This window comes from Moritella sp. 24, from assembly GCF_018219155.1.
GTDB lineage: Bacteria > Pseudomonadota > Gammaproteobacteria > Enterobacterales > Moritellaceae > Moritella.
In genome coordinates this window covers 921,828-942,731 of sequence record NZ_CP056123.1, presented here as the reverse complement: position 1 = coordinate 942,731, position 20,904 = coordinate 921,828, and the positions used below count along the sequence as shown (strand labels likewise).

17 protein-coding genes and 1 other RNA gene are annotated in these 20,904 nt (G+C 41.6%); 6 read left to right on the top strand and 12 right to left on the bottom strand.

Translation table 11 applies throughout. The features are described 5' to 3' along the window. Positions 1–26: 26 nt before the first annotated feature. The 8 genes from gcvP to HWV00_RS04290 form a co-directional block, all read right to left on the bottom strand. Positions 27–2,933, bottom strand: a complete 2,907-nt coding sequence (gene gcvP / locus HWV00_RS04325; protein WP_211684918.1) for an aminomethyl-transferring glycine dehydrogenase — start codon at positions 2,931–2,933, stop codon at positions 27–29. Between the two features lie 90 nt (positions 2,934–3,023). After that, positions 3,024–3,410, bottom strand: coding sequence for a glycine cleavage system protein GcvH (gcvH, locus tag HWV00_RS04320; RefSeq protein ID WP_211684917.1), 387 nt, complete (start codon positions 3,408–3,410; stop codon positions 3,024–3,026). Between the two features lie 142 nt (positions 3,411–3,552). Continuing rightward, complete coding sequence (gene gcvT / locus HWV00_RS04315) at positions 3,553–4,647, bottom strand: glycine cleavage system aminomethyltransferase GcvT (RefSeq protein ID WP_211684916.1); 1,095 nt, start codon at positions 4,645–4,647, stop codon at positions 3,553–3,555. A gap of 437 nt (positions 4,648–5,084) precedes the next feature. Continuing rightward, a complete protein-coding gene (locus HWV00_RS04310) occupies positions 5,085–6,302 on the bottom strand; it encodes an FAD-dependent 2-octaprenylphenol hydroxylase (protein WP_211684915.1) in 1,218 nt (405 codons plus the stop codon). Between the two features lie 55 nt (positions 6,303–6,357). Continuing rightward, positions 6,358–7,563: a 2-octaprenyl-6-methoxyphenyl hydroxylase gene (ubiH, locus tag HWV00_RS04305; protein ID WP_211684914.1), complete on the bottom strand. Its 1,206-nt coding sequence runs from the start codon at positions 7,561–7,563 to the stop codon at positions 6,358–6,360. A 79-nt stretch (positions 7,564–7,642) separates the two neighbouring features. After that, positions 7,643–8,410, bottom strand: coding sequence for a tetratricopeptide repeat protein (locus HWV00_RS04300; RefSeq protein WP_211684913.1), 768 nt, complete (start codon positions 8,408–8,410; stop codon positions 7,643–7,645). A gap of 213 nt (positions 8,411–8,623) precedes the next feature. Next, on the bottom strand, positions 8,624–9,190 hold the full coding sequence (locus tag HWV00_RS04295) for a UPF0149 family protein (protein ID WP_211684912.1): 567 nt from the start codon (positions 9,188–9,190) through the stop codon (positions 8,624–8,626). A gap of 154 nt (positions 9,191–9,344) precedes the next feature. Then, positions 9,345–10,247: a LysR substrate-binding domain-containing protein gene (locus tag HWV00_RS04290; protein ID WP_211684911.1), complete on the bottom strand. Its 903-nt coding sequence runs from the start codon at positions 10,245–10,247 to the stop codon at positions 9,345–9,347. Positions 10,248–10,389: 142 nt separating this feature from the next. Here HWV00_RS04290 and HWV00_RS04285 point away from each other — a divergent pair, with 142 nt between their 5' ends. The 6 genes from HWV00_RS04285 to serA all read left to right on the top strand — a co-directional run bounded on the left by HWV00_RS04285 (position 10,390) and on the right by serA (position 15,161). Next, a complete protein-coding gene (locus HWV00_RS04285; RefSeq protein WP_211684910.1) occupies positions 10,390–11,322 on the top strand; it encodes a DMT family transporter in 933 nt (310 codons plus the stop codon). Positions 11,323–11,637: 315 nt separating this feature from the next. Beyond that, positions 11,638–11,970, top strand: coding sequence for a cell division protein ZapA (gene zapA, locus HWV00_RS04280; protein WP_211684909.1), 333 nt, complete (start codon positions 11,638–11,640; stop codon positions 11,968–11,970). 4 nt (positions 11,971–11,974) lie between these two features. Beyond that, positions 11,975–12,159, top strand: a non-coding RNA gene (ssrS, locus tag HWV00_RS04275) — 6S RNA. Positions 12,160–12,228: 69 nt separating this feature from the next. Next, positions 12,229–12,846, top strand: coding sequence for a 5-formyltetrahydrofolate cyclo-ligase (locus HWV00_RS04270; protein WP_211684908.1), 618 nt, complete (start codon positions 12,229–12,231; stop codon positions 12,844–12,846). Positions 12,847–12,968: 122 nt separating this feature from the next. Beyond that, complete coding sequence (gene rpiA, locus HWV00_RS04265) at positions 12,969–13,625, top strand: ribose-5-phosphate isomerase RpiA (RefSeq protein WP_211684907.1); 657 nt, start codon at positions 12,969–12,971, stop codon at positions 13,623–13,625. A gap of 306 nt (positions 13,626–13,931) precedes the next feature. Continuing rightward, positions 13,932–15,161: a phosphoglycerate dehydrogenase gene (gene serA / locus HWV00_RS04260; RefSeq protein WP_211684906.1), complete on the top strand. Its 1,230-nt coding sequence runs from the start codon at positions 13,932–13,934 to the stop codon at positions 15,159–15,161. Positions 15,162–15,388: 227 nt separating this feature from the next. Here serA and HWV00_RS04255 read toward each other — a convergent pair whose 3' ends face one another. The 4 genes from HWV00_RS04255 to epd form a co-directional block, all read right to left on the bottom strand. Next, a complete protein-coding gene (locus HWV00_RS04255) occupies positions 15,389–16,903 on the bottom strand; it encodes a Na+/H+ antiporter NhaC family protein (protein WP_211684905.1) in 1,515 nt (504 codons plus the stop codon). 376 nt (positions 16,904–17,279) lie between these two features. After that, on the bottom strand, positions 17,280–18,356 hold the full coding sequence (gene fbaA, locus HWV00_RS04250) for a class II fructose-bisphosphate aldolase (RefSeq protein WP_211684904.1): 1,077 nt from the start codon (positions 18,354–18,356) through the stop codon (positions 17,280–17,282). Between the two features lie 138 nt (positions 18,357–18,494). Beyond that, positions 18,495–19,661, bottom strand: coding sequence for a phosphoglycerate kinase (locus HWV00_RS04245; RefSeq protein WP_211684903.1), 1,167 nt, complete (start codon positions 19,659–19,661; stop codon positions 18,495–18,497). Positions 19,662–19,705: 44 nt separating this feature from the next. Next, a complete protein-coding gene (gene epd, locus HWV00_RS04240; RefSeq protein ID WP_211684902.1) occupies positions 19,706–20,725 on the bottom strand; it encodes an erythrose-4-phosphate dehydrogenase in 1,020 nt (339 codons plus the stop codon). Positions 20,726–20,904 lie beyond the last annotated feature (179 nt).

The window sequence follows — 20,904 nt, the reverse complement described above, 5'->3', positions numbered from 1 at the left end:
TCTATTGATCGTACTTATCACCAAAATTAATCGTTATACGATTCAACAGGTGGGCATGAGCAGAATAAATTACGGTCACCATACACATCATCGATGCGGTTTACTGTAGGCCAGAACTTGTCTTTCTTCACGTAAGCAACAGGGTAAACTGCTGTTTCACGATCATAAGCACGATCCCAGTTAGCGTCAACAATATCAGCTAGTGTATGTGGAGCGTGATGTAATGGACTTTGTTCTGCAGTCAAATCACCCGCTTCAATCTTAGCGATTTCAGCACGGATGCTTGTCATTGCTTCGATGAAACGATCTAGTTCAGCTTTAGATTCTGATTCAGTTGGCTCAATCATTAACGTACCCGCAACTGGGAAGCTCATTGTTGGCGCGTGGAAACCATAATCCATTAGACGTTTAGCAACATCAGACTCTGTAATACCAGTCGCTTCTTTAAGTGGGCGTAAATCAATGATGCACTCATGAGCAACACGATCATTACGGCCTTTATAAAGCACTGGGAACAGTGGGTCTAAGTTTTGAGCTAGGTAGTTAGCGTTTAAGATAGCTGTCTGTGTAGACGCTTTCAGGCCCTGTGTACCTAACATGTTGATGTACATCCACGTAATAGGCAAGATGCTTGCGCTACCGAACTGTGCAGCAGATACCGCACCGTTGTTACGGCTTTCTTTACCAGTGTCTGCAACAGCGTGACCAGCAACAAATGGTGCAAGGTGTGCTTTCACGCCGATAGGACCCATACCTGGACCACCGCCACCGTGTGGGATAGCGAATGTTTTATGTAGGTTAAGGTGAGAAACGTCAGAACCCATAGAACCCGGTGAAGTCAGTGCCACCTGTGCGTTCATGTTCGCGCCGTCCATGTAAACTTGGCCGCCGTTGTCATGAATTATTTCACAGATTTCTTTAATCGTTTCTTCGTATACACCGTGAGTCGATGGGTACGTGATCATGATGCAAGAAAGGTTGTCTTTCAGTTCAATCGCTTTTTCACGTAAGTCTTCAACGTCAACGTTACCGTTTTCATCACACTTAGTTACAACAACTTTCAGACCCGCCATTTGCGCTGATGCAGGGTTAGTACCGTGCGCAGAGCTAGGGATAAGACAAATGTTACGATGTGATTCACCACGAGACTCATGGTATTTGTGGATTGCTAATAGACCAGCATATTCACCTTGCGCACCCGAGTTAGGTTGCATACAAATTGAATCGTAACCTGTGATGCTAACTAACCAGTCTTCTAGCAGGTCAATCATCACTTTATAACCAACCGCTTGATCTGCTGGGCAGAACGGGTGCATGTTGCTGAATTCAGGCCATGTTACTGGGATCATTTCTGCAACTGCATTCAGTTTCATCGTACAAGAGCCTAATGAAATCATTGAATGGTTAAGGGCTAAATCTTTATTTTCCAGAGATTTAATATAACGCATCATTTCTGTTTCTGAATGATGAGAGTTAAATACTGGGTGTGTTAGGAATGCAGATTCACGCTCAACTGACGCAGGGATAGATGTGCTACCCGTTGCCGCTAATTCAGCTTCTAGTACATCAATCGAGATACCGTGGTCATCGCCAAGTAATACGTCGAATAATGTCACTAGGTCAGCTTGCGTGATTGTTTCATCAATGCTGATACCCACTTGATGTTCAGCGTCAAGACGGAAGTTAATGCCTGCAGCAAGTGCGCGCGTAACAACTTTTTCTTTGTTGTCTAACTGGTCGTTGTCTAGCTGTACAGTGATTGTATCGAACCAAGTGTTGTTTGTTAGGCTTAAACCACCTTTAACAAGACCTGCTGCTAATAAATCAGTGAAACGGTGTACACGCTTAGCAATATCTTTCAGGCCTTCTGGACCGTGATATGTTGCGTAGAAACCAGCCATGTTCGCTAGTAGTACCTGCGCTGTACAAATGTTTGAGTTCGCTTTTTCACGGCGGATGTGTTGCTCACGCGTTTGCATCGCCATACGTAGTGCTGGTTTACCATGTGTGTCTTTAGAAACACCAATGATACGACCTGGCATAGAACGCTTATGCTTGTCACATGTAGCAAAGAAAGCCGCGTGTGGACCGCCATAACCCATTGGAACACCAAAGCGTTGTGAACTACCAAACGCCATGTCTGCGCCAAGTTCTGCTGGTGATTTAATGCGTGTAAGCGCTAATAAATCAGAACCAACTGCAACAACACCTTTTTTAGCTTGGATAGCAGCAATAATATCGCTGATATCTGTTACGTCACCGTTCGTACCTGGGTACTGTAGCACGGCACCAAACAAGTCATGCTCAGGCGCTGTTTCTGCTGGGCCTTGAATAACAGTGAAACCGAAGTGCTCTGCACGTTCGATCATCACGTCAGCTACTTGTGGGTGTACGCTGTCGGCGATAAAGAAGTTATCGCATTTTTTGTTTTTAGAAACACGCTTACACATTGCCATTGCTTCAGCTGCTGCTGTTGCTTCGTCAAGTAAAGATGCGCTTGCTAAATCCATGCCTGTTAAATCACAAGTCATGGTTTGGAAGTTAAGAAGAGCTTCTAAACGACCTTGTGCAATTTCTGGTTGGTAAGGCGTGTATGCCGTGTACCAGCCTGGATTTTCGAATACGTTACGTAGGATAACATTCGGTACATTGGTACCGTAATAGCCCATACCAATGTAGCTTTTGTTTACTGTGTTCTTGGCTGCGATGGCTTTTAATTCTTGCAGTGCTGCAACTTCTGATAACTGGCGGCCAGCAACAACGTCTTCTGCCAATAAGATTGAGCTTGGAACGGTTTGTTGAATAAGGTCTTCTAAAGATTCAGCGCCAACTTTCGTTAACATGGCTTTAGTTTCTGTTTCGCAAGGGCCAATGTGGCGACGGGCGAAATTATCAATCTGCTCTAACTGGGCAAGTGGGGTATGGGTTTTCATGCAATTCCCTGTATTTATACTATTAACAAATAATAAACTTAAATTAGTACTAAAAAAAACCCCGAGGCAAGCTCAGGGTTTCAACAACAATTAGTCTTCGATTGACGCAGCGTAAGCATCAGCGTCTAGCAAGTTTTCTAACTCGCTCTCGTCAGATGCTTTGATACGGAATAACCAACCTTCAGTGAATGCATCCGAGTTTACTAACTCTGGAGAATCTTCTAATTCTTCGTTAATTTCTACAACTTCACCTGAGATTGGCGCGTAGATGTCTGATGCAGCTTTAACAGATTCGCCTACTGCGCAATCTTCGCCTGCTTCAACTTCATCACCTACGTCTGGTAAGTCAACGAATACCATGTCACCCAAAAGGCCTTGAGCATGGTCAGAAATACCGACAGTGTAAGTACCGTCGCCTTCGTTACGAACCCATTCGTGTGAAGATGCATATTTTAGTTCAGCTGGGATATTACTCATTGTTGAAATTCCTTTTGTCTTTTACTTAAATGATTATGTTTTTATTTGGTAACGCTGTAGACACTGAATTACTGTTCCTTATAAGTAGAACTTGTGTAATCCAGCTGACGTCATACAATTTTCAGTTAAATCAAACGTAGCACTAAACTAGTTTTTTACCATTACGAACGAACGCTGGTTTAGTCACTGCAACTTGTACAAACTTTTTACGCATTTCAACTTCAGCCGTTTCACCGATTGATGCTGGAACACGTGCAAATGCAATACTAAAACCTAACGTTGGTGAGAAGCTACCACTTGTGATAACACCTTCACATGCTTCGCCTGCTGCATTAGTGAATACGACTTTTTGACCAGTACGTAATACACCTTTTGCTTCAAGCACTAAACCAACAAGTTTGTCAGTACCTTCAGCTTTTTGAGCTGTTAGTGCTGCGCGACCAATAAAGTCACGTTCTTGTGGTTCCCAAGCAATCGTCCAGCCCATGTTAGCGGCTAGCGGCGATACAGTTTCATCCATATCTAAACCATAAAGGTTCATACCAGCTTCTAGACGTAACGTATCACGTGCGCCTAAACCTGCTGGTTGAACACCTGCGTCCACAAGCTTCTGCCATAAATCGCAAGCTTCTTCTTGTGGAACGACAATCTCATAACCTGCTTCACCGGTATAACCCGTTGTAGCAATAAACAAACTACCCGCTTGTACACCAAAGAAAGGCTTCATGCCTTCAACAGCAGCGTTTTGCTCAGCTGTGAATACAGTAGCGGCTTTTTCTTTTGCTTTCGGGCCCTGCACTGCAATCATAGACAGTTCAGGTAATTCAGTTACGTTTACAGAGAACTCTGCAGCTTGTTTGTTGATCCATGCTAGATCTTTAACACGAGTAGCTGAATTTACCACGAGGCGGTAGTATTCATCATTGAAGAAGTAAACGATAAGGTCATCAATAACCCCACCATCTTGTTGTAACATTCCGGTATAAAGAGCTTTACCAGAAACAGTTAATTTTGCCACATCATTGGCAAGTAAATAACGTAAGAACGACTTAGCGTCAGAGCCTTTGATATCAACGATGGTCATGTGTGACACATCGAACATACCCGCATCTTCGCGTACAGCATTATGTTCAGCAATCTGGGAACCGTAATTGATTGGCATATCCCAACCATGAAAGTCCACCATTTTTGCCCCTGCTTCTACGTGCTTCGGGAACAGTACTGTTTGTTGAGCCATTCTATAATTCCTTTAATTGACAGTTATTAATCAAGACTTTGGGATCAAGTAAAATTGCTTTGTTGTCTTTCATGTAAAGCCTATTACATGATAATAATTTGATTATACCCTTAGATAGCATCCGTTAAAAATATTTAAAGAATAGAAAATCTAATGATTAAACAAATAATAATGCGCGCAAGGCTAACACTTAAATAGAGGAAAAAGTTATTTGAGGGGGCTAATGACGTTGTAGATCACAAAAAAATGAACAAAAGCAGTTGGTATTACCAAGTAAGAGCTATATTAACAATTATTAGACTAGTATTATGATTAAAACCAACACCTTTCACATTATTATAACTAATGCAAACAGGGCGTTTACATTAGTTATTCTCATTTCAAGTCGAATAATCGACGCTGATTAATTACACTATTTAATAATTATGTGAACTGGCTCAGCGAGTGCGATCTGATTTCGCGAGATCAGGTAGCTCACCATCCAAACCCATCGCACGTTTAATGAAAGTTTGCTTTAGCCCAGGTAATGTATTCGATAGCGTTAAACCAATATCACGGAAAATACGCTTGGCAGGATGACCACCACTAAATAAGCGTTTTAGTCCTTCCATACTCGAAATCATCACTGCTGCTTCAGCTTTACGCCAGCGTTCAAATTTACGCAAGTTAGCATGTGTTCCTAAGTCTTTATTGGCAAGGTGGTTTTCAAGTACACATTGCGCCAGACTCGCGGCATCGAGTAAACCAAGGTTCACCCCCTGCCCGGCTAATGGATGAATGGTATGGGCTGCATCACCAATTAATGCCACACGCTCGGCAGCAAAGCTACGGGCATAACGCATTTTAAGCGGGAATGCTTGACGCTGACCTTCCACTTTACATAAGCCTAAACGACCATCAAAAGCCACGGTAAGCTGTTTGTTAAACTCAGCGTCGTCCATTGCCAATAATTCTGTTGCGCGTTCGGGTGGTAATGACCATACGATCGAACACAGATCCGGTTGCCATAACGGTAAAAACGCTAATGGGCCTTCTGGATTAAAGATCTGACGAGCACAAGATTGATGCGGTTCAACAGTACGAATATTCGCAACGATTGCATGGTGATTATAATCCCATGTCGTCAGCGGAATTTTCACTTGTGAACGCGTCCACGAATTCGCACCATCAGCACCCACGATTAACTTCGCATAAACTGGTTCTTGACCTTCTAGCGTTAACCAACCAGCGTTATCGCCACGGCTTAGCTTACTAATACGTGTACCTGTTAATAAGGTAATGTTACTGGCTTTTTCAACTTGCTCTAACAGTGCTAATTGGATCACTTTGTTTTCAACTAAATGACCTAAGCTGTCTGTCATCAATGCTTCTGCGTCAAAATCGATATGACCAAAGCCATTGCGATCCCACACTTGCATTGCGTCATAACTTTGATGGCGGCGGCTTTCGATACCAGACCACACATCTAAGTTTTGTAATATGTTTTGGCTTGCACGACTTAGCGCGCTCACGCGTAATTCAGGCGATTCACCTAATTCACGATTAATCTCATTACCTTCAATAACCACGATCTTAAGGGTGGTTTCCTTTAACGCTGCAGCAAAAGCAAGTCCAACCATGCCACCGCCAACAACCGCAATATCATAAGATTGCATATAAAATCCTAATTCTAATACTAAGCTCTAAAAGAGTTAAATAACGTTAAAGCGCTTAAAATAGCTTGAACGCGCCAAGTGCTTGGCGTGCTAATACGCGTTTATATTCTGGTTTATAACCCATGGTATGCAGGGCTAAATTACGACCTGCCACCAGCGGTGCATAGTTATTCGCAAATAAGGTCGCTAATGACGTCGTCATCCAAATCGTTGTTTGATGATCGCCTTGACGTTTTTTCCAATAACCTTTAGTCACGGCTTGGTCGCCCAAGTCTTGCTCGGCTAAAAACGCTTGTTCAATTTGGTGATGCAATACTGCCACATCGCGCAGGCCTAAGTTATAACCCTGCCCTGCAATTGGGTGTAAGGCATGTGCTGCATTACCAATCACAACACTACGATGTTGAGTTGGTTCTAACGCTTCTGTTAACAACAGCGGATAAGAAAAACGTTGGCCCGTTTTAATAAATTTACCTAAACGATAACCAAAACGCTGTTGTAAGCGAGATAAGAATGCATCATCACTTAATGCCATGATCGCGCCAACTTCATCTGTACGTACAGACCATACTAATGAACTGCGTTGATCTGTCATTGGTAATAATGCCAATGGCCCCGTGTCAGTAAAACGCTCGTAAGCTTTACTTTCATGGGCTTTACTTGTGGTCACATTGGCAATGATCGCTGTTTGTTCAAAATCAGTGACTTCAATTGGCACATTCGTTAACTGACGAACCATTGAGTTGTTACCGTCGGCACCGACTAATAACTTACAGCGTAATTGCTGGCCGTCATCAAGGGTTAGGTCGGTATGATCGATTTGACGATCTAGGCTAACGAGCTGGTTTGGGCAATACCATTTTATATTGTCAGTACTAGCCAGATCTTGTTGTAAAATGTGCCCAGTGGTTTGCAGCTCAATAACTTGCCCTAATGCGGAAATATTATATTCACTGTGATCAAGACGTGTAAAACCCCAGTGACCACGATCAGACACATGAATATGTTTAATGGCTGTCGCTGTAGGAGCGATCTTATCCCACAAGTTAAACTGCGTTAAGATCTGTTGTGAACCGTAAGATAGCGCAATGACACGTGCATCAAAACCAGGATGGTTACTGGTTGTAGGCGGATTTGCATCAATTAATGCAATAGATAACTGACACCCATCTTCGCGTTTAATTTGGCTTACTGCGTGCGCAAGTGTCGCACCGACCATACCGGCCCCAACAATTGCAATATCATATTCAACCACTGACATTTCGATCCTAACAAGTTATTGAAATTAAAAAACGATGACACTATAACAAAAGCCGATAAGGTCGAACAATCAAACGCTGTTAACCTTCAAATCGGGTTTCGATTGGCAAGTAAGCTAAAAAGCCTTGCTGTAAGTGATCAAATTGCGCTTTACCCACCAATATTTCGGTCGAGTTTAACGCTTGTGTCATCTCTGGTTCTGCAGCAACCGCTTCTTCAACACCTGCTTTTGCTGCTAATAATGTCCAGGCATACGCCTTTAATTTATCTTTATCAACGCCTTCACCACGGTAGTACATCACCGCAATGTTCTGCCACGCTTGGGTAAACCCTTGCGCAGCCGCTTTGTTGTACCAATCAAATGCCGCTTGTTGATCTTGAAAACAACCAGATCCCTGATCCAACATACTGGCCAAATTATACTGTGCCTGTACTAAACCTAATTTAGCGGCTTGCTCAAAATAGCTAAATGCACGGACTGAATTTGGTTTACCCAGTTGCCCTTGTAATTGCAATAACGCTAAATTAAACAACGACTCAGGATGATCACAATCAGCTGCACGTTGATAACAGTTAACCGCTTGGCTTAAATACGTTTGCTGACCATCACCTTGCTCATATTGCAGCGCTAATAAATACAGGGCCATAACAACACCTTCATCGGCTTGTGCTCGACAAAATTCAAAGGCTTGTTGTGGGTTGGTATAAGCGTGGTAACGCTGGCTAAATTCTGTATTACGCTGTGCATGCTGTTCGTGGGTAAAAGCCGTTTCTGGCAAGATGATAGGGTCTGCTGAAGCGGGTGACTTATTGCTCAGCTTTGCCGTTAACTTGTTTATTAAAGACATAAAACACTCCTTGTCCTATTTACCTAAATCTATCTACAACAATCTATCATTAATCGTTATCACTACAAATAACGATAACAACGGGCGGCAGCCTAACCTCATCATAACACCTGTTATAACAAGTATCCTTTTAGGTGCGCTTGCGATAAATCATTTTTTTATCTGATAACGGCACTATCGTTACCGTTATCAGTAAATCACAACAACTAATGATTAATGTAGCACAGGTGCAGCTTTAACGTCACCGTCACTTAATTCATTAAAACAATATGTTGCACCCATACGAACGTATTCTACGATCTCGTAAAAGGCTTCTTCCGCTTCGTTGCTGTCATCGTCAGTATCAACGTCCATTTGCGCGATACTAGCGAAGTCAGCAATCAGTTCTTTTACGTCATCGCTGGCTTTCGTTGATGTTGAGTGCACCATACCAAAACCGCCAAGGAAACCTTGTACCCATTCAGCTAATGCTTCCATACGCGTTTCTAACGGTTGGTCCATATCAGGGATCAACAGTTCAAAGCCTAATGTCATGTCTTTTAGTGCTGCTTCACTGCCGTTATAAACGTCAGCCAGTATTGATTCAAGTGAATCAGGAATACCAAGGCCTTCGTTGATTAACTCGTCAAACGGAGCCAACCATGCTTTGCTGTCTAGCTTAACGCCGCCACATAATAGACCACAGATCACACCGTGCACATCGGCAGGGTTCACTAATAAATCACTTTGTTGTAACTGCGCATTTACGTCAGCAAAAAGAGGAAGTTTAACTTTATCCATGTGAGGACCTTACCAATAGATTAATGTATTTAGAATAATGACTATTATATTAGCATTTCACCCAGATCAAGACCATAGCCAAACGAATGCCTCTGCCACGCTGCCCAGTCCTTAATCACTTTTAACCATTATGGGTACGTTACCTTATCCTGCCCTACTGTTCTTGGTCATAGCATTGTTGTTCAAGCCAGCGACCAAGTTTCAAAATATCCGTTTGTTTCGCCCGTGATTTTTTGTACACAAAATAGAAGTTATCACCCGTTAAGATCTCGTGCATAGGGATACGCACAAAGTTATGCTGTCTATCCTGATCGTTCATCAAATAATGATTAAGTAAAGTTATGCCCTGATCATAGCGCGCTGCTTCTGCCGCCATAAGCATGTGACTAAAGTAGTTCATCTTGGCTTCTGCGGGTAACGAAAATCCGCCTAACTCACACCAGCGTTGCCAATCTTCTCCAAGTTCATCATCGGGAAACACAGATTGCACCGACAATAACGGGTATTGCCATAATGCTTCGGGTAGCGATTGATCTTGGATCTGCTGCCAGATCTTTTTACCACACACTGGATACAAACGTTCGGCATACAAAAACTGACTCACAAAGTTACGTTTCGGCGGGTTCACGGTAATAAAACAATCGGCCACTTGATCACTGCAATCAGGTTCATCCGCAACCATGTTTAATGACAAGTCGATCTCGGGATATTGTTGTCGTAAATTGTCTAACCGTGGGATCAGCCACTTTACTGCTAATGAACTATATAAGGCTAAACGGATCTTGCCCGACTTACCCTCTCGGATCTGTTGGCTGGCCGTGGATATGTTCGCTAATGACTGACTCACCTCTTCGTAATAACGCTCGCCCATATTCGTTAATGACAAAGTCCGTCCCTTGCGGTGAAACATAGATTCACCCAAGTGCTCTTCTAATAAACGTACCTGATGACTCACTGCACTTTGCGTAATATTAAGTTGGTCAGCTGCTTTTGAAAAACTGTTAAAACGGGCTACCGCTTCAAAACATTGCAGTGCACGTAACGGGGGAAGTTTCATTATTAGTTTAGCTCATACTAAAAGTATTTTTATCATTATACTTCATCATCGGTTTTGGAATATGCTAGCCAGGTCACACTTTCTCTTTTCAATAACGCAGCCTTGTTTGCTGTATATTACTTTATATAGGTAGGAACTCCCCATGCCCCAAATGACTGTCGGCTTAGCAATGACATTGCTAATTATTGGTAACGTAATTGCTATTTTTTCTGATGCCTTAATCAAGACATTATCGGAAGATGTTGCTGTTTATCAATTTGTATTTTTCCGACAGTTCACTGCGGTACTGCTATTAATTCCATTTTGCTTAAAGAGCAGCAAGAAAAGTCTGGTTGATGGACTAAAATGGCATGCGGTACGTGGTCACATCTGGCTACTAGGCGCTATCTTCATGGTTTACTCGCTTAATGCAATGCCACTGGCAACCGCAAATGCGATCTTTTATGCTGCCCCTTTAATCATGCTGCCAATGGCAATGATGTGGTTTCAAGAAAAACTCACCGTGCATTCTATTGGTGCGGGTGTATTTGGTTTTATTGGTGTGTTGATCGTGATCCGTCCGACCGAAATTGACTGGGCAGCCACAGCAGCGATCGTGGTGGCGTTTACGCTTGCGGCAAATAACTTACTCATCCGTAAACTGCCAAAACATCAAACTGTATTTCAAACACTGCTATTAACGAATTTAGTCGGTATGCCTGCGTCACTTGGACTCGCCGTATTCGAAGGTAAACCGTGGGATTTAGCACCAATGTTAACCGCTGCTGGTTCAACTTTGTTTATCCTTATTTATGCAGGTTTTTGTGTCATGGCTTACCGTTCAGGCGAAGCGAGCAAAATTGCCAGTGCAGAATACAGCGGTTTGTTAGGCGCTGTTGCTGTGGGTCTGATTTGGTTTGATGAAATTCCAGATATGGGGATGGCGATCGGTACAGCGTTCATTGTTTTGCCTTTATTGTGGTTAGCTAAAGTTGAAGCAAAAAATAAACGCCTCACGACACAAAAAAATGCTGAACAAGAAATAGACATTACATTGCCTAAACCGATTTTAGCGACAAATACAACCGGGTCGTAGCCATTCCTGATGGCCGTTATTCTGTGTTGTGATAACGGTCAAATCGCTGGGTAAATTAGAGTAAAATAGTTAACTTCAAGGACTAGTTTTACACTGTAAACACCCGAATTACATACCGATTAACCCACGTATACACTCGAATATATATACTAAGCTGCTGGATTTATGGACAACTTGATTAATCTCGATCCGCAACTCAAAATTTCGATTCGATAAGCCCTTGCAATGCTCACTATTGCAAGATATAGTCATTCCAGACGTATCAGCCGAGGTGCTTGATATAGCCCTTGTAGCCAGATAACTTAGAGCATAGCCATGAGTACAACTGCGGTTGATATTGCAATATTGGGTCGCCACTTTAAAGTAGGTAGTCCAAGCGAAGAAGTCGATGAACTTCATCAAACAGCTGCTGTGCTCAATAGTAAGTTAGAAGAGATACAATCGAAGACGAATATCAAAAATTTAGAACATTTAGCTGTAATGGCGGCGTTAAATTTTTGTCATGAACTTCGTAAAGAACGCCAAAAGACAACAGAATATACAAATACCGTAGATGATCGTATTCAGTTATTACAAGACACGATTGAACGTGCCTTGGTTGATAACAAAATCAATAATAATATTGATAAAAAGCCATCTGCAGTATAACCAAATAACCCTGGGGTGATTGGTATGCGGGTTATGTCCCTGAGCCGATAATCACACTTTATAGGCTTTCATTCCTGTTGCCATTGTGCAAGCTCAGCTCGTACTGAGAAGCCTGACGCAATAGCTTGAATAGCCAACCTGAACCTTCTGGTTCAGGACTAAACCTTGTAGCCGCACCCTGGGGCCCTTTTCTTGTGTTAACATAATCTATTACCGAAAGTATCCATCATCGATTTTAATGAGTATGGGCTCTTGTTTATGTCAGATATAACACACACTATCGCAATCACTCGCACTGAAATAAGACAACAAATACGCCATCGCCGCCAGCAACTTTCCACTTTGCAGCAGCAACAGGCTAGTCATGATCTTGTTAGTCAGTTTAGCCAGCATATCCACGTTCAATCCGCCCAACACATTGCTATTTATTTACATAATGATGGCGAACTTGATACCCAAGCGGTCATCAACTGGTGTTGGCAGCAAAACAAACACGTTTACATTCCTATTCTACATCCATTTAGTCACAAGCAATTATTGTTTACCCGTCTTACCCCTACTACGCCATTAATCAAAAATAAATACGGCATCAGTGAACCTAAGCTCGATGTGACTCAAGTGATCCCTTATCTCGACTTAGATTTAGTGTGCAGCCCGTTGGTGGCTTTTGATTTAGTCGGTAATCGTTTAGGTATGGGAGGCGGCTATTATGATCGCACGTTTTCACAACACCAATTTGTACGTCACAACCAGCAACCACCTTACGTCATTGGCTTGGCACACGATTGCCAACAACATGACAACTTGCCTATTGCACCTTGGGATATGCCAATTAAAGAAATAATGACACCATCAAGAACATTAGCCTTTAATTAACTTCTATTATTGCCATTTTGTTATGTATAGGTCATTGGCATATTAGGGGATTTTAAGTATATAATCAGAAGCGTAAACTACGCGATCAAGTATCACGCCACTCAATAAAAAATGGATATAACATGACTCAAGATGAATTAAAAAAAGCAGCAGGCTGGGCAGCATTAGAATATGTTGAAAAAGGCAGTATCGTTGGTGTGGGTACCGGTTCAACCGTTAATCATTTTATTGATGCGTTAGGTACTATTCGCGAAGACATTCAAGGCGCAGTTTCAAGTTCAATCGCATCAACTCAGCGTTTAGAAGCGTTAGGTATTGAAGTGTTCGATTTAAACAGTGTTGCACAACTTGATATCTATGTTGATGGCGCAGATGAAATTGATGGCGGCAACAACATGATTAAAGGTGGTGGCGCAGCGCTAACACGTGAAAAGATTGTATCTGCGGTTGCTAAAACATTTGTATGTATTATTGATGATACTAAAAATGTAGATGTATTAGGTGATTTCCCACTGCCTGTGGAAGTGATCCCAATGGCACGTTCATACGTAGCACGTGAATTAGTGAAACTAGGTGGTGATCCGGTTTATCGTGAAGGTGTTATCACAGATAACGGTAATATTATTCTGGATGTTTACAACATGCAGATCGCTGATCCAAAAGCATTAGAAATCGCAATCAACGCATTAGTAGGTGTAGTAACAAATGGTCTATTTGCTGCTCGTGGCGCTGATGTTGTGCTAGCTGGTACGCAAAATGGCGTTAAAGTAACTAAGTAATAATTTTGGGTTGGTGTTATCTAACGACACCAACTCGATCTCCCTTCAAACAAAATCACACGAGATATTATATAAGTATAACAATTAGTTATATTCAACAATATTTGATAGATAAACATTTTTATAGCCTTAAAGTACAAATCCTGAAGCAAATCAAGCAGCAGTAAATCACAAATTAACTATTTTCTTTGATTTTCGTCACAAACATTCACTAATGAAAAAAAACCTGCTACTTTAGCAATTAGTTCTATTTATAAAATAAATAAAATTAGTGCGATTTGCGAAATATGTGATAAAGGAATTTACATGACCAACTTCTCTCTTCAGAAAGATAAGATCAAGATATTACTGCTTGAAGGACTACACCAAAGTGCAGTAGATACATTTACTAATGCCGGTTACACCAATATCGAGTCTATTAAGACAGCATTGAGTGAAGAAGAACTGTGTGAAAAAATTAAAGATGTCCATTTCGTTGGTATTCGCTCCCGTACACATTTAAATGAAAACGTCATTGCTGCTGCAGAAAAGCTAGTTGGTATTGGTTGTTTCTGTATTGGTACTAATCAGGTTGATCTTGCTGCAGCTCAAAAAGCAGCGATCCCTGTATTTAATGCCCCGTTCTCTAATACCCGTAGTGTTGCTGAACTCGTACTTGGCGAGATCCTACTATTATTACGTGGCATCCCAGAGAAAAATGCAAAAGCACACCGTGGCGAATGGCTAAAATCAGCAACCGGTTCTTATGAAGCGCGTGGCAAACAATTGGGTATTATTGGCTATGGCCACATTGGTATTCAGTTAAGTATTTTGGCAGAAAACTTAGGTCTTCGCGTTAAGTATTATGATATTGAAACAAAGCTTTCTTTAGGTAATGCTGAGCAGATCATGAATTTACAAGATCTATTAGCAACGTCAGATATTATCTCACTACATGTACCAGAAACCCCTCAGACTAAACTGATGATGGGTGAAGTTGAGTTCGCTCAAATGAAGCAAGGTGCTATTTTCATCAATGCTTCTCGTGGTACGGTTGTTGATATTGATGCACTGGCGTCTGCGCTAGCAAGCAAGAAAATATCAGGTGCAGCAATTGATGTATTCCCTGTAGAACCATCATCAAATAACGATGAGTTTATCTCTCCATTACGTGAATTTGATAATGTGATCCTAACACCGCACGTGGGTGGTAGTACGCAGGAAGCACAAGAGAATATCGGCTATGAAGTAGCAGGTAAACTAACGAAATATTCTGATAACGGTTCAACCCTGTCTGCAGTTAACTTCCCTGAAGTATCACTACCGGCACACGGTGGTTCAAGTCGCCTCATGCATATTCACCATAACCAACCGGGTATCTTAAACCAGATCACGCAAGCATTTGCTGAAGAAGGTGTGAATATTTCTGGTCAGTATCTACAAACAGTTGGCGATATTGGTTACGTGGTCATTGATGTTGAAAGTGACCATGCAGAACGTGGTTTAGCAAAACTAAAATCAATTGACGGTACTATTCGTGCGCGTTTATTACGCTAGGTAGACCCCTGCTTTCCGATAAAGGAAAGTATAAAAAAGCCTGTCAGTGTGCGCTGACAGGCTTTTTTTATTTATATTTATATGACGACATTGTTTTATTTATATGACGACATCTTAGTTTTTATATTCCCGAGCAACATGGTTTACCTGCTATACAAGTAAACCGCATTTACACACTACAGTAGGTAAGAATATACCTTCTCACCACTAAGGAAGCAGTGAAGTAATTAAACTTCGCTTACTTGTCCTTTACCTTCTTGCTTATGTTCGTGCCATTGCGCTAATGAATACACAAGGCACATTTGCAATAATAACGCACCAACAAGCACTAACGCTGTTTCAAATATTCCCGCTATAACAAAACTAATTAACGCAATACCACCGTTTAATAACGCATACGGCAGTTGCGTACGGAAATGTTCAAACTGATCACAACCTGCGCCCGTTGATGACAAGATCGTAGTTTCTGAAATTGGAGAACAATGATCGCCAAACAAACCGCCCGATAATACTGCGCCTATGCATGCATATAGTGGTGCATCAATCGCCACTGCCGTTGGTATCACCAGTGGCATCATGATCGCGAATGTGCCCCACGATGAACCAGTCGCAAACGAAATGATAGCCGCAAGTAAGAACGCGACAGCAGGCACTAACCAACTCGGAAAACCGCCTTGTGCTTGCTCTGCAATATATGCTGCTGTCCCTAAATCTTTACCGATGCCACTTAATGTCCAAGCTAATACTAATATGATCGCCACTTGCATCATATTCCCCATACCTTTTAAGTACACAGCAACACCATCCGTTAAGCTACGCACACCGTATAAAGCCATTAAGATTAATAATGTCATTGCAGCAAAGAAATACGAACTTGATAACGCAGCACGGAAAGCAGAACCCGATACTTTTTCAAACGGGAAACCTAATGGGCCTAACATACTAATCAAGACAACCGCCATGACTAATAGCGGTGCCCATACAAATGATGGTTTGGCATTTTTATGGGTAAACGCCGTCAGTGTGTTTTCACTTTGCCCTGTAAATACACCCTTTTGCGCTTGTGCTTCCGCTTCTGCCATTGGTCCAAAATCGAGTTTTTTAATCGCGACTAATGGCACAATGAAAATGGCTAAGAATGCATAAAACTGAAACGGAATAGCATTAATAAATGCCTGCCAATCAGATGTTTCTAATGCAAGTGCGGTGAACTCTTTTTGAATCAACCCCATGATATATACACCCCAACCAATAAATGGGATTAGGATCGCCACAGGTGATGATGTTGAATCAATGATGAATGCCAGTTTTTGACGAGACAGTTTTAATTTTTCAAACAGTGGACGGAACACAGGACCAACAATCAGTGGTGTACCAAGATCCGAGAAGAAGATAAAAATACCACCAAACCAAGCAGATAATTGCGCTTTGCATTTAGAGCTGATCCAATGCATGACTTTTTGTGCAAAAGCCTGACCACCACCCGACTGTTCCATTAAGGCAACAAAGCCACCAATAAAGACTAATAGCACGAGTACACCCGCATTATAACCGTCTGTTAATTGTGGCACTAAATGGTCTTTAACCATAATACCAAATGAGTCGAGAGGCTGTAGTCCATTAAGCATGAATACACCGGTGAGCACACCCGCAAATAAACCAATCACTACATTACGTGTAGAGAGTGATAATACGAGGGTAATTACAATCGGCAGCAGTGAGCTAATATCTGTTTGTTCCATCTTGTTATCCGTCCTTGTTCACGCGGTTAGCATGACACATTAAAATTAACTAAATATTCATTAATACTGAATATACATTCAAAATATATATTTTCATAGTTAAACCGAAAAATTAATAGTTAATGATGATAATTAAAGATAAACAATTAGAAGATATAGCTAAAAATAACAGGGATAAGATAACAGCATAGCGTATTAACCGCTTAAGGTAACGGATCGTATTAACAGATTTGCATAATATCTAAAGCGTTGATACTAGGTATAAGGGGCAGGAATGATAGATAAAAAAATGCCGTTCAACAAGTGAACGGCATTCTCAATAACAACTATTAACGCGATTTAATCTTTATAAGATTAAAGTACGTTGCTGTATAAATTAAAGTACGTCTACACAGTTTAGGTCTTTGTGAGCTTGTTCTAGACGAGCTACAAGACTTGTTTGACCAGCGCGTAACCAAACACGTGGATCATAATGTTTCTTGTTTGGCGCATCATCGCCAGTCGGGTTACCGATTTGACCTTGAAGGAATTCTTTTTTACCTTCGTAGTAGTTCTTGATACCTTCCCAAGTAGCCCACTGTGTATCAGTATCGATGTTCATTTTGATAACACCGTAACCGATTGATTCTTGGATTTCAGCTTCTGAAGAACCAGAACCACCGTGGAATACGAAGTTTAGAGAGTTAGCTGGGATGCCAAATTTCTCTGAAACGTATGCTTGAGAATCACGTAGGATAGTTGGAGTAAGAACAACGTTACCTGGCTTGTATACACCGTGTACGTTACCGAAAGAAGCAGCGATAGTGAAACGTGGGCTGATAGCGTTTAGTTTCTCATAAGCGTATGCAACGTCTTCTGGAGAAGTGTAAAGCTCAGATGCGTCCATATCAGAGTTATCTACGCCATCTTCTTCACCACCAGTACAACCTAGTTCGATTTCGATTGTCATGTCCATTTTAGCCATGCGCGCTAGGTATTCACCACAAGTCGCGATGTTTTCTTCTAAAGATTCTTCAGAAAGATCTAACATGTGTGAACTGAATAATGGCTTACCAGTTTGTGCGAAGAATTCTTCACCAGCGTCTAGTAGTCCGTCGATCCAAGGAAGTAATTTCTTAGCCGCGTGATCTGTATGGATGATAACTGGAACACCATAAGATTCAGCCATAACGTGTACGTATTTAGCACCGGCGATAGCGCCCATGATAGAACCGCCGTGACCTTCAAGACCAATACCTTTACCAGCGAAGAATGCTGCGCCGCCGTGTGAGAACTGGATGATCACTGGTGATTTAGCTTTTGCAGCAGCTTCTAAAGTACCGTTGATTGAGTCAGTGCTTACCATGTTTACAGCTGGTAAAGCGAAGTTGTTTTCTTTAGCAATTGCAAAAACTTTTTGCACGTCATCGCCTGTTACAACACCTGGTTTTACAACATCAAAGATCTTAGACATAATATTAGCCTTATTGTTTACATATTTAAGTACTGAGTCATTCAGCACGAATTTTTAAAATATTTTTTGCCGCTACAACCCGTAGCAGCAAAACAACGATTAGATATTAATTAATACTTGTTAGCGTTTAATTAGTCGTTATGCGTTTTTTGCACGTTCTTCTAACATCGCTACTGCAGGTAGTACTTTACCTTCTACAAATTCAAGGAACGCGCCGCCACCTGTAGAGATATAAGAGATACCATCAGTTAGACCGAATTGATCGATAGCTGCTAATGTGTCACCGCCACCAGCGATAGAGAATGCATCGCTTTCTGCAATTGCACGACCAACGATTTCAGTACCTTGTGCAAAGTTAGCGAATTCAAATACGCCAACTGGGCCATTCCAGATAATTGTTTTAGCTGCTTTGATCATTTCAGCAAGTTTGTGTGCAGATTCAGGACCTAAATCGAAAATCATGTCTTCGTCACTTACGTCTGATGCTGCTTTTAGTGTTGCTTCAGCAGTTTCTGAGAACTCGCTTGCAACTAATACGTCTGTTGCTACAGGGATTTCACATTTAGCCATTAATGCTTGTGCAGTACCTACTAGGTCATGTTCACATAGTGATTTACCTACGTTGTGGCCTTGTGCAGCAATAAATGTATTTGCGATACCGCCACCAACAACTAGCTGGTCAGCAATTGTTGATAGTGAATCTAACACTGTTAATTTAGTTGATACTTTAGAACCACCAACAATCGCTAGCATTGGACGAGCAGGCTTGTCCATTGCTTTACCTAACGCTTCAAGTTCTGCACTTAGTAGTGGGCCAGAACAAGCGATTGGTGCGTACATGCCTACACCGTGTGTTGATGCTTGTGCACGGTGAGCCGTACCGAATGCATCCATTACGAATACGTCACATAGTGCTGCGTATGCTTTTGATAGACCTTCTTCGTTTTTCTTTTCGCCTTTGTTAAAGCGTACGTTTTCTAGTACAACTAATTCACCTGCGTTTAGTTCTAAACCGTCTAGGTAATCACTTGCTAGTACAACGTTATTTTCTAATGCTTCTTTAAGGTAGTTTACAACAGGCTCTAATGAGAACTCTTGTGCAAATTCACCTTCAGTTGGACGACCAAGATGTGATGTAACCATCACTTTAGCGCCAGCTGCTAATGCTAGTTTGATTGTTGGTAATGATGCGCGGATACGTGCGTCTGATGTTACTTTGCCATTTTTAACTGGCACGTTTAAATCAGCACGAATTAATACACGTTGACCTGCAAGATCAAGATCTGTCATTTTAATAATATTCATCGTTCAATCCTTAAATCTATCAATTTTATAAAATTTATTTCAATCTATTTTTTCGCTAGCATAGCGACGTAATAAGTCGTATCAAGTAGACGGTTCGCAAAACCCCATTCGTTATCACACCAAGCTAACAATTTAACTAAATGGCCATCACTCACTCGAGTTTGGCTACCATCAATGATGCTAGAGCGTGGATCATGGTTAAAGTCTATCGATACCAACGGAGCCTCGGTGTAACCCAAGATCCCTTTTAATTCAGTGTCTGCAGCAGCGTGTAAACAATTGTTAATATCTTCAATTGTCACCTCTTTGCTAACAGTAATGCTCAAGTCCATTGCGGTCACGTTCAACGTTGGAACGCGCACTGCAATCGCTTCGAATTTATTGGCAAACTTTGGCAAGATACGTTCAATACCTGCCGCGAGTTTTGTATCAACCGGAATAATAGAATGACTTGCGGCACGCGTACGGCGCAAATCAGAATGGTAAGAATCAATAACAGGTTGATCATTCATCGCTGAGTGAATGGTGGTGATCGTGCCGCATTTAATATCAAATGCCGCATCTAATGTTTGTATCACAGGCACCATGCAATTAGTTGTACAAGATGCGCCAGAGATAAATGTTTCTGCACCCGTTAATTGCTCATGGTTAACACCAAACACAACCGTAGCGTCAACATCTGCACTTGCAGGATGAGAGAAAATAACTTTTTTAGCGCCCGCTGCAATGTGCGCGTCGGCGTCAGCTTTAGTGCCGTAGATACCAGTACAATCCAGTACGATATCAATATCATGTTCATGCCAAGGTAAGTCAGCAAGTTCAGGATGGCGAACTAAGTGGATACAATCATTTTCAATTTGTAGTAAATTATCGCCCAGTTGAACAGGGAAGGGAAAACGACCATGCGTCGAATCATATTGAGTTAAGTGTACTATCGCTTCAGGATCCGCGAGTTCGTTAATAACAACGATCTGTATTTCATCCTGACGGTTACTTTCATACAACGCTCGGACAACACTGCGTCCAACTCGTCCATAACCATTAATGGCAACTCTAACTGACATAATCGGGGTTGAATTCCTAATAACAAAAAACGAACTTCATTGTAGAGGAAAACTTTGCATAAGCGAATATGCTGGGATAGGAAATGTTTATAAATTTCAGGAAAGCATGATCCCGACCACAAATTTTCGTAATAAAACAACATTTCGGCGTTTTTTAGCGAAATGTTGTCCTATTAGGT

What these genes read in the sequence shown, in the direction of transcription:
- rpiA (WP_211684907.1), top strand. Translation starts at nt 12,969, where the DNA reads ATGACTCAAGATGAATTAAAAAAAGCAGCAGGCTGGGCAGCATTAGAA.
- serA (WP_211684906.1), top strand. Translation starts at nt 13,932, where the DNA reads ATGACCAACTTCTCTCTTCAGAAAGATAAGATCAAGATATTACTGCTT.
- gcvT (WP_211684916.1), bottom strand. Translation starts at nt 4,647, where the DNA reads ATGGCTCAACAAACAGTACTGTTCCCGAAGCACGTAGAAGCAGGGGCA.
- HWV00_RS04270 (WP_211684908.1), top strand. Translation starts at nt 12,229, where the DNA reads ATGTCAGATATAACACACACTATCGCAATCACTCGCACTGAAATAAGA.
- HWV00_RS04295 (WP_211684912.1), bottom strand. Translation starts at nt 9,190, where the DNA reads ATGGATAAAGTTAAACTTCCTCTTTTTGCTGACGTAAATGCGCAGTTA.
- gcvP (WP_211684918.1), bottom strand. Translation starts at nt 2,933, where the DNA reads ATGAAAACCCATACCCCACTTGCCCAGTTAGAGCAGATTGATAATTTC.
- gcvH (WP_211684917.1), bottom strand. Translation starts at nt 3,410, where the DNA reads ATGAGTAATATCCCAGCTGAACTAAAATATGCATCTTCACACGAATGG.
- HWV00_RS04290 (WP_211684911.1), bottom strand. Translation starts at nt 10,247, where the DNA reads ATGAAACTTCCCCCGTTACGTGCACTGCAATGTTTTGAAGCGGTAGCC.
- fbaA (WP_211684904.1), bottom strand. Translation starts at nt 18,356, where the DNA reads ATGTCTAAGATCTTTGATGTTGTAAAACCAGGTGTTGTAACAGGCGAT.
- HWV00_RS04300 (WP_211684913.1), bottom strand. Translation starts at nt 8,410, where the DNA reads ATGTCTTTAATAAACAAGTTAACGGCAAAGCTGAGCAATAAGTCACCC.
- HWV00_RS04245 (WP_211684903.1), bottom strand. Translation starts at nt 19,661, where the DNA reads ATGAATATTATTAAAATGACAGATCTTGATCTTGCAGGTCAACGTGTA.
- HWV00_RS04285 (WP_211684910.1), top strand. Translation starts at nt 10,390, where the DNA reads ATGCCCCAAATGACTGTCGGCTTAGCAATGACATTGCTAATTATTGGT.
- zapA (WP_211684909.1), top strand. Translation starts at nt 11,638, where the DNA reads ATGAGTACAACTGCGGTTGATATTGCAATATTGGGTCGCCACTTTAAA.
- epd (WP_211684902.1), bottom strand. Translation starts at nt 20,725, where the DNA reads ATGTCAGTTAGAGTTGCCATTAATGGTTATGGACGAGTTGGACGCAGT.
- HWV00_RS04310 (WP_211684915.1), bottom strand. Translation starts at nt 6,302, where the DNA reads ATGCAATCTTATGATATTGCGGTTGTTGGCGGTGGCATGGTTGGACTT.
- ubiH (WP_211684914.1), bottom strand. Translation starts at nt 7,563, where the DNA reads ATGTCAGTGGTTGAATATGATATTGCAATTGTTGGGGCCGGTATGGTC.
- HWV00_RS04255 (WP_211684905.1), bottom strand. Translation starts at nt 16,903, where the DNA reads ATGGAACAAACAGATATTAGCTCACTGCTGCCGATTGTAATTACCCTC.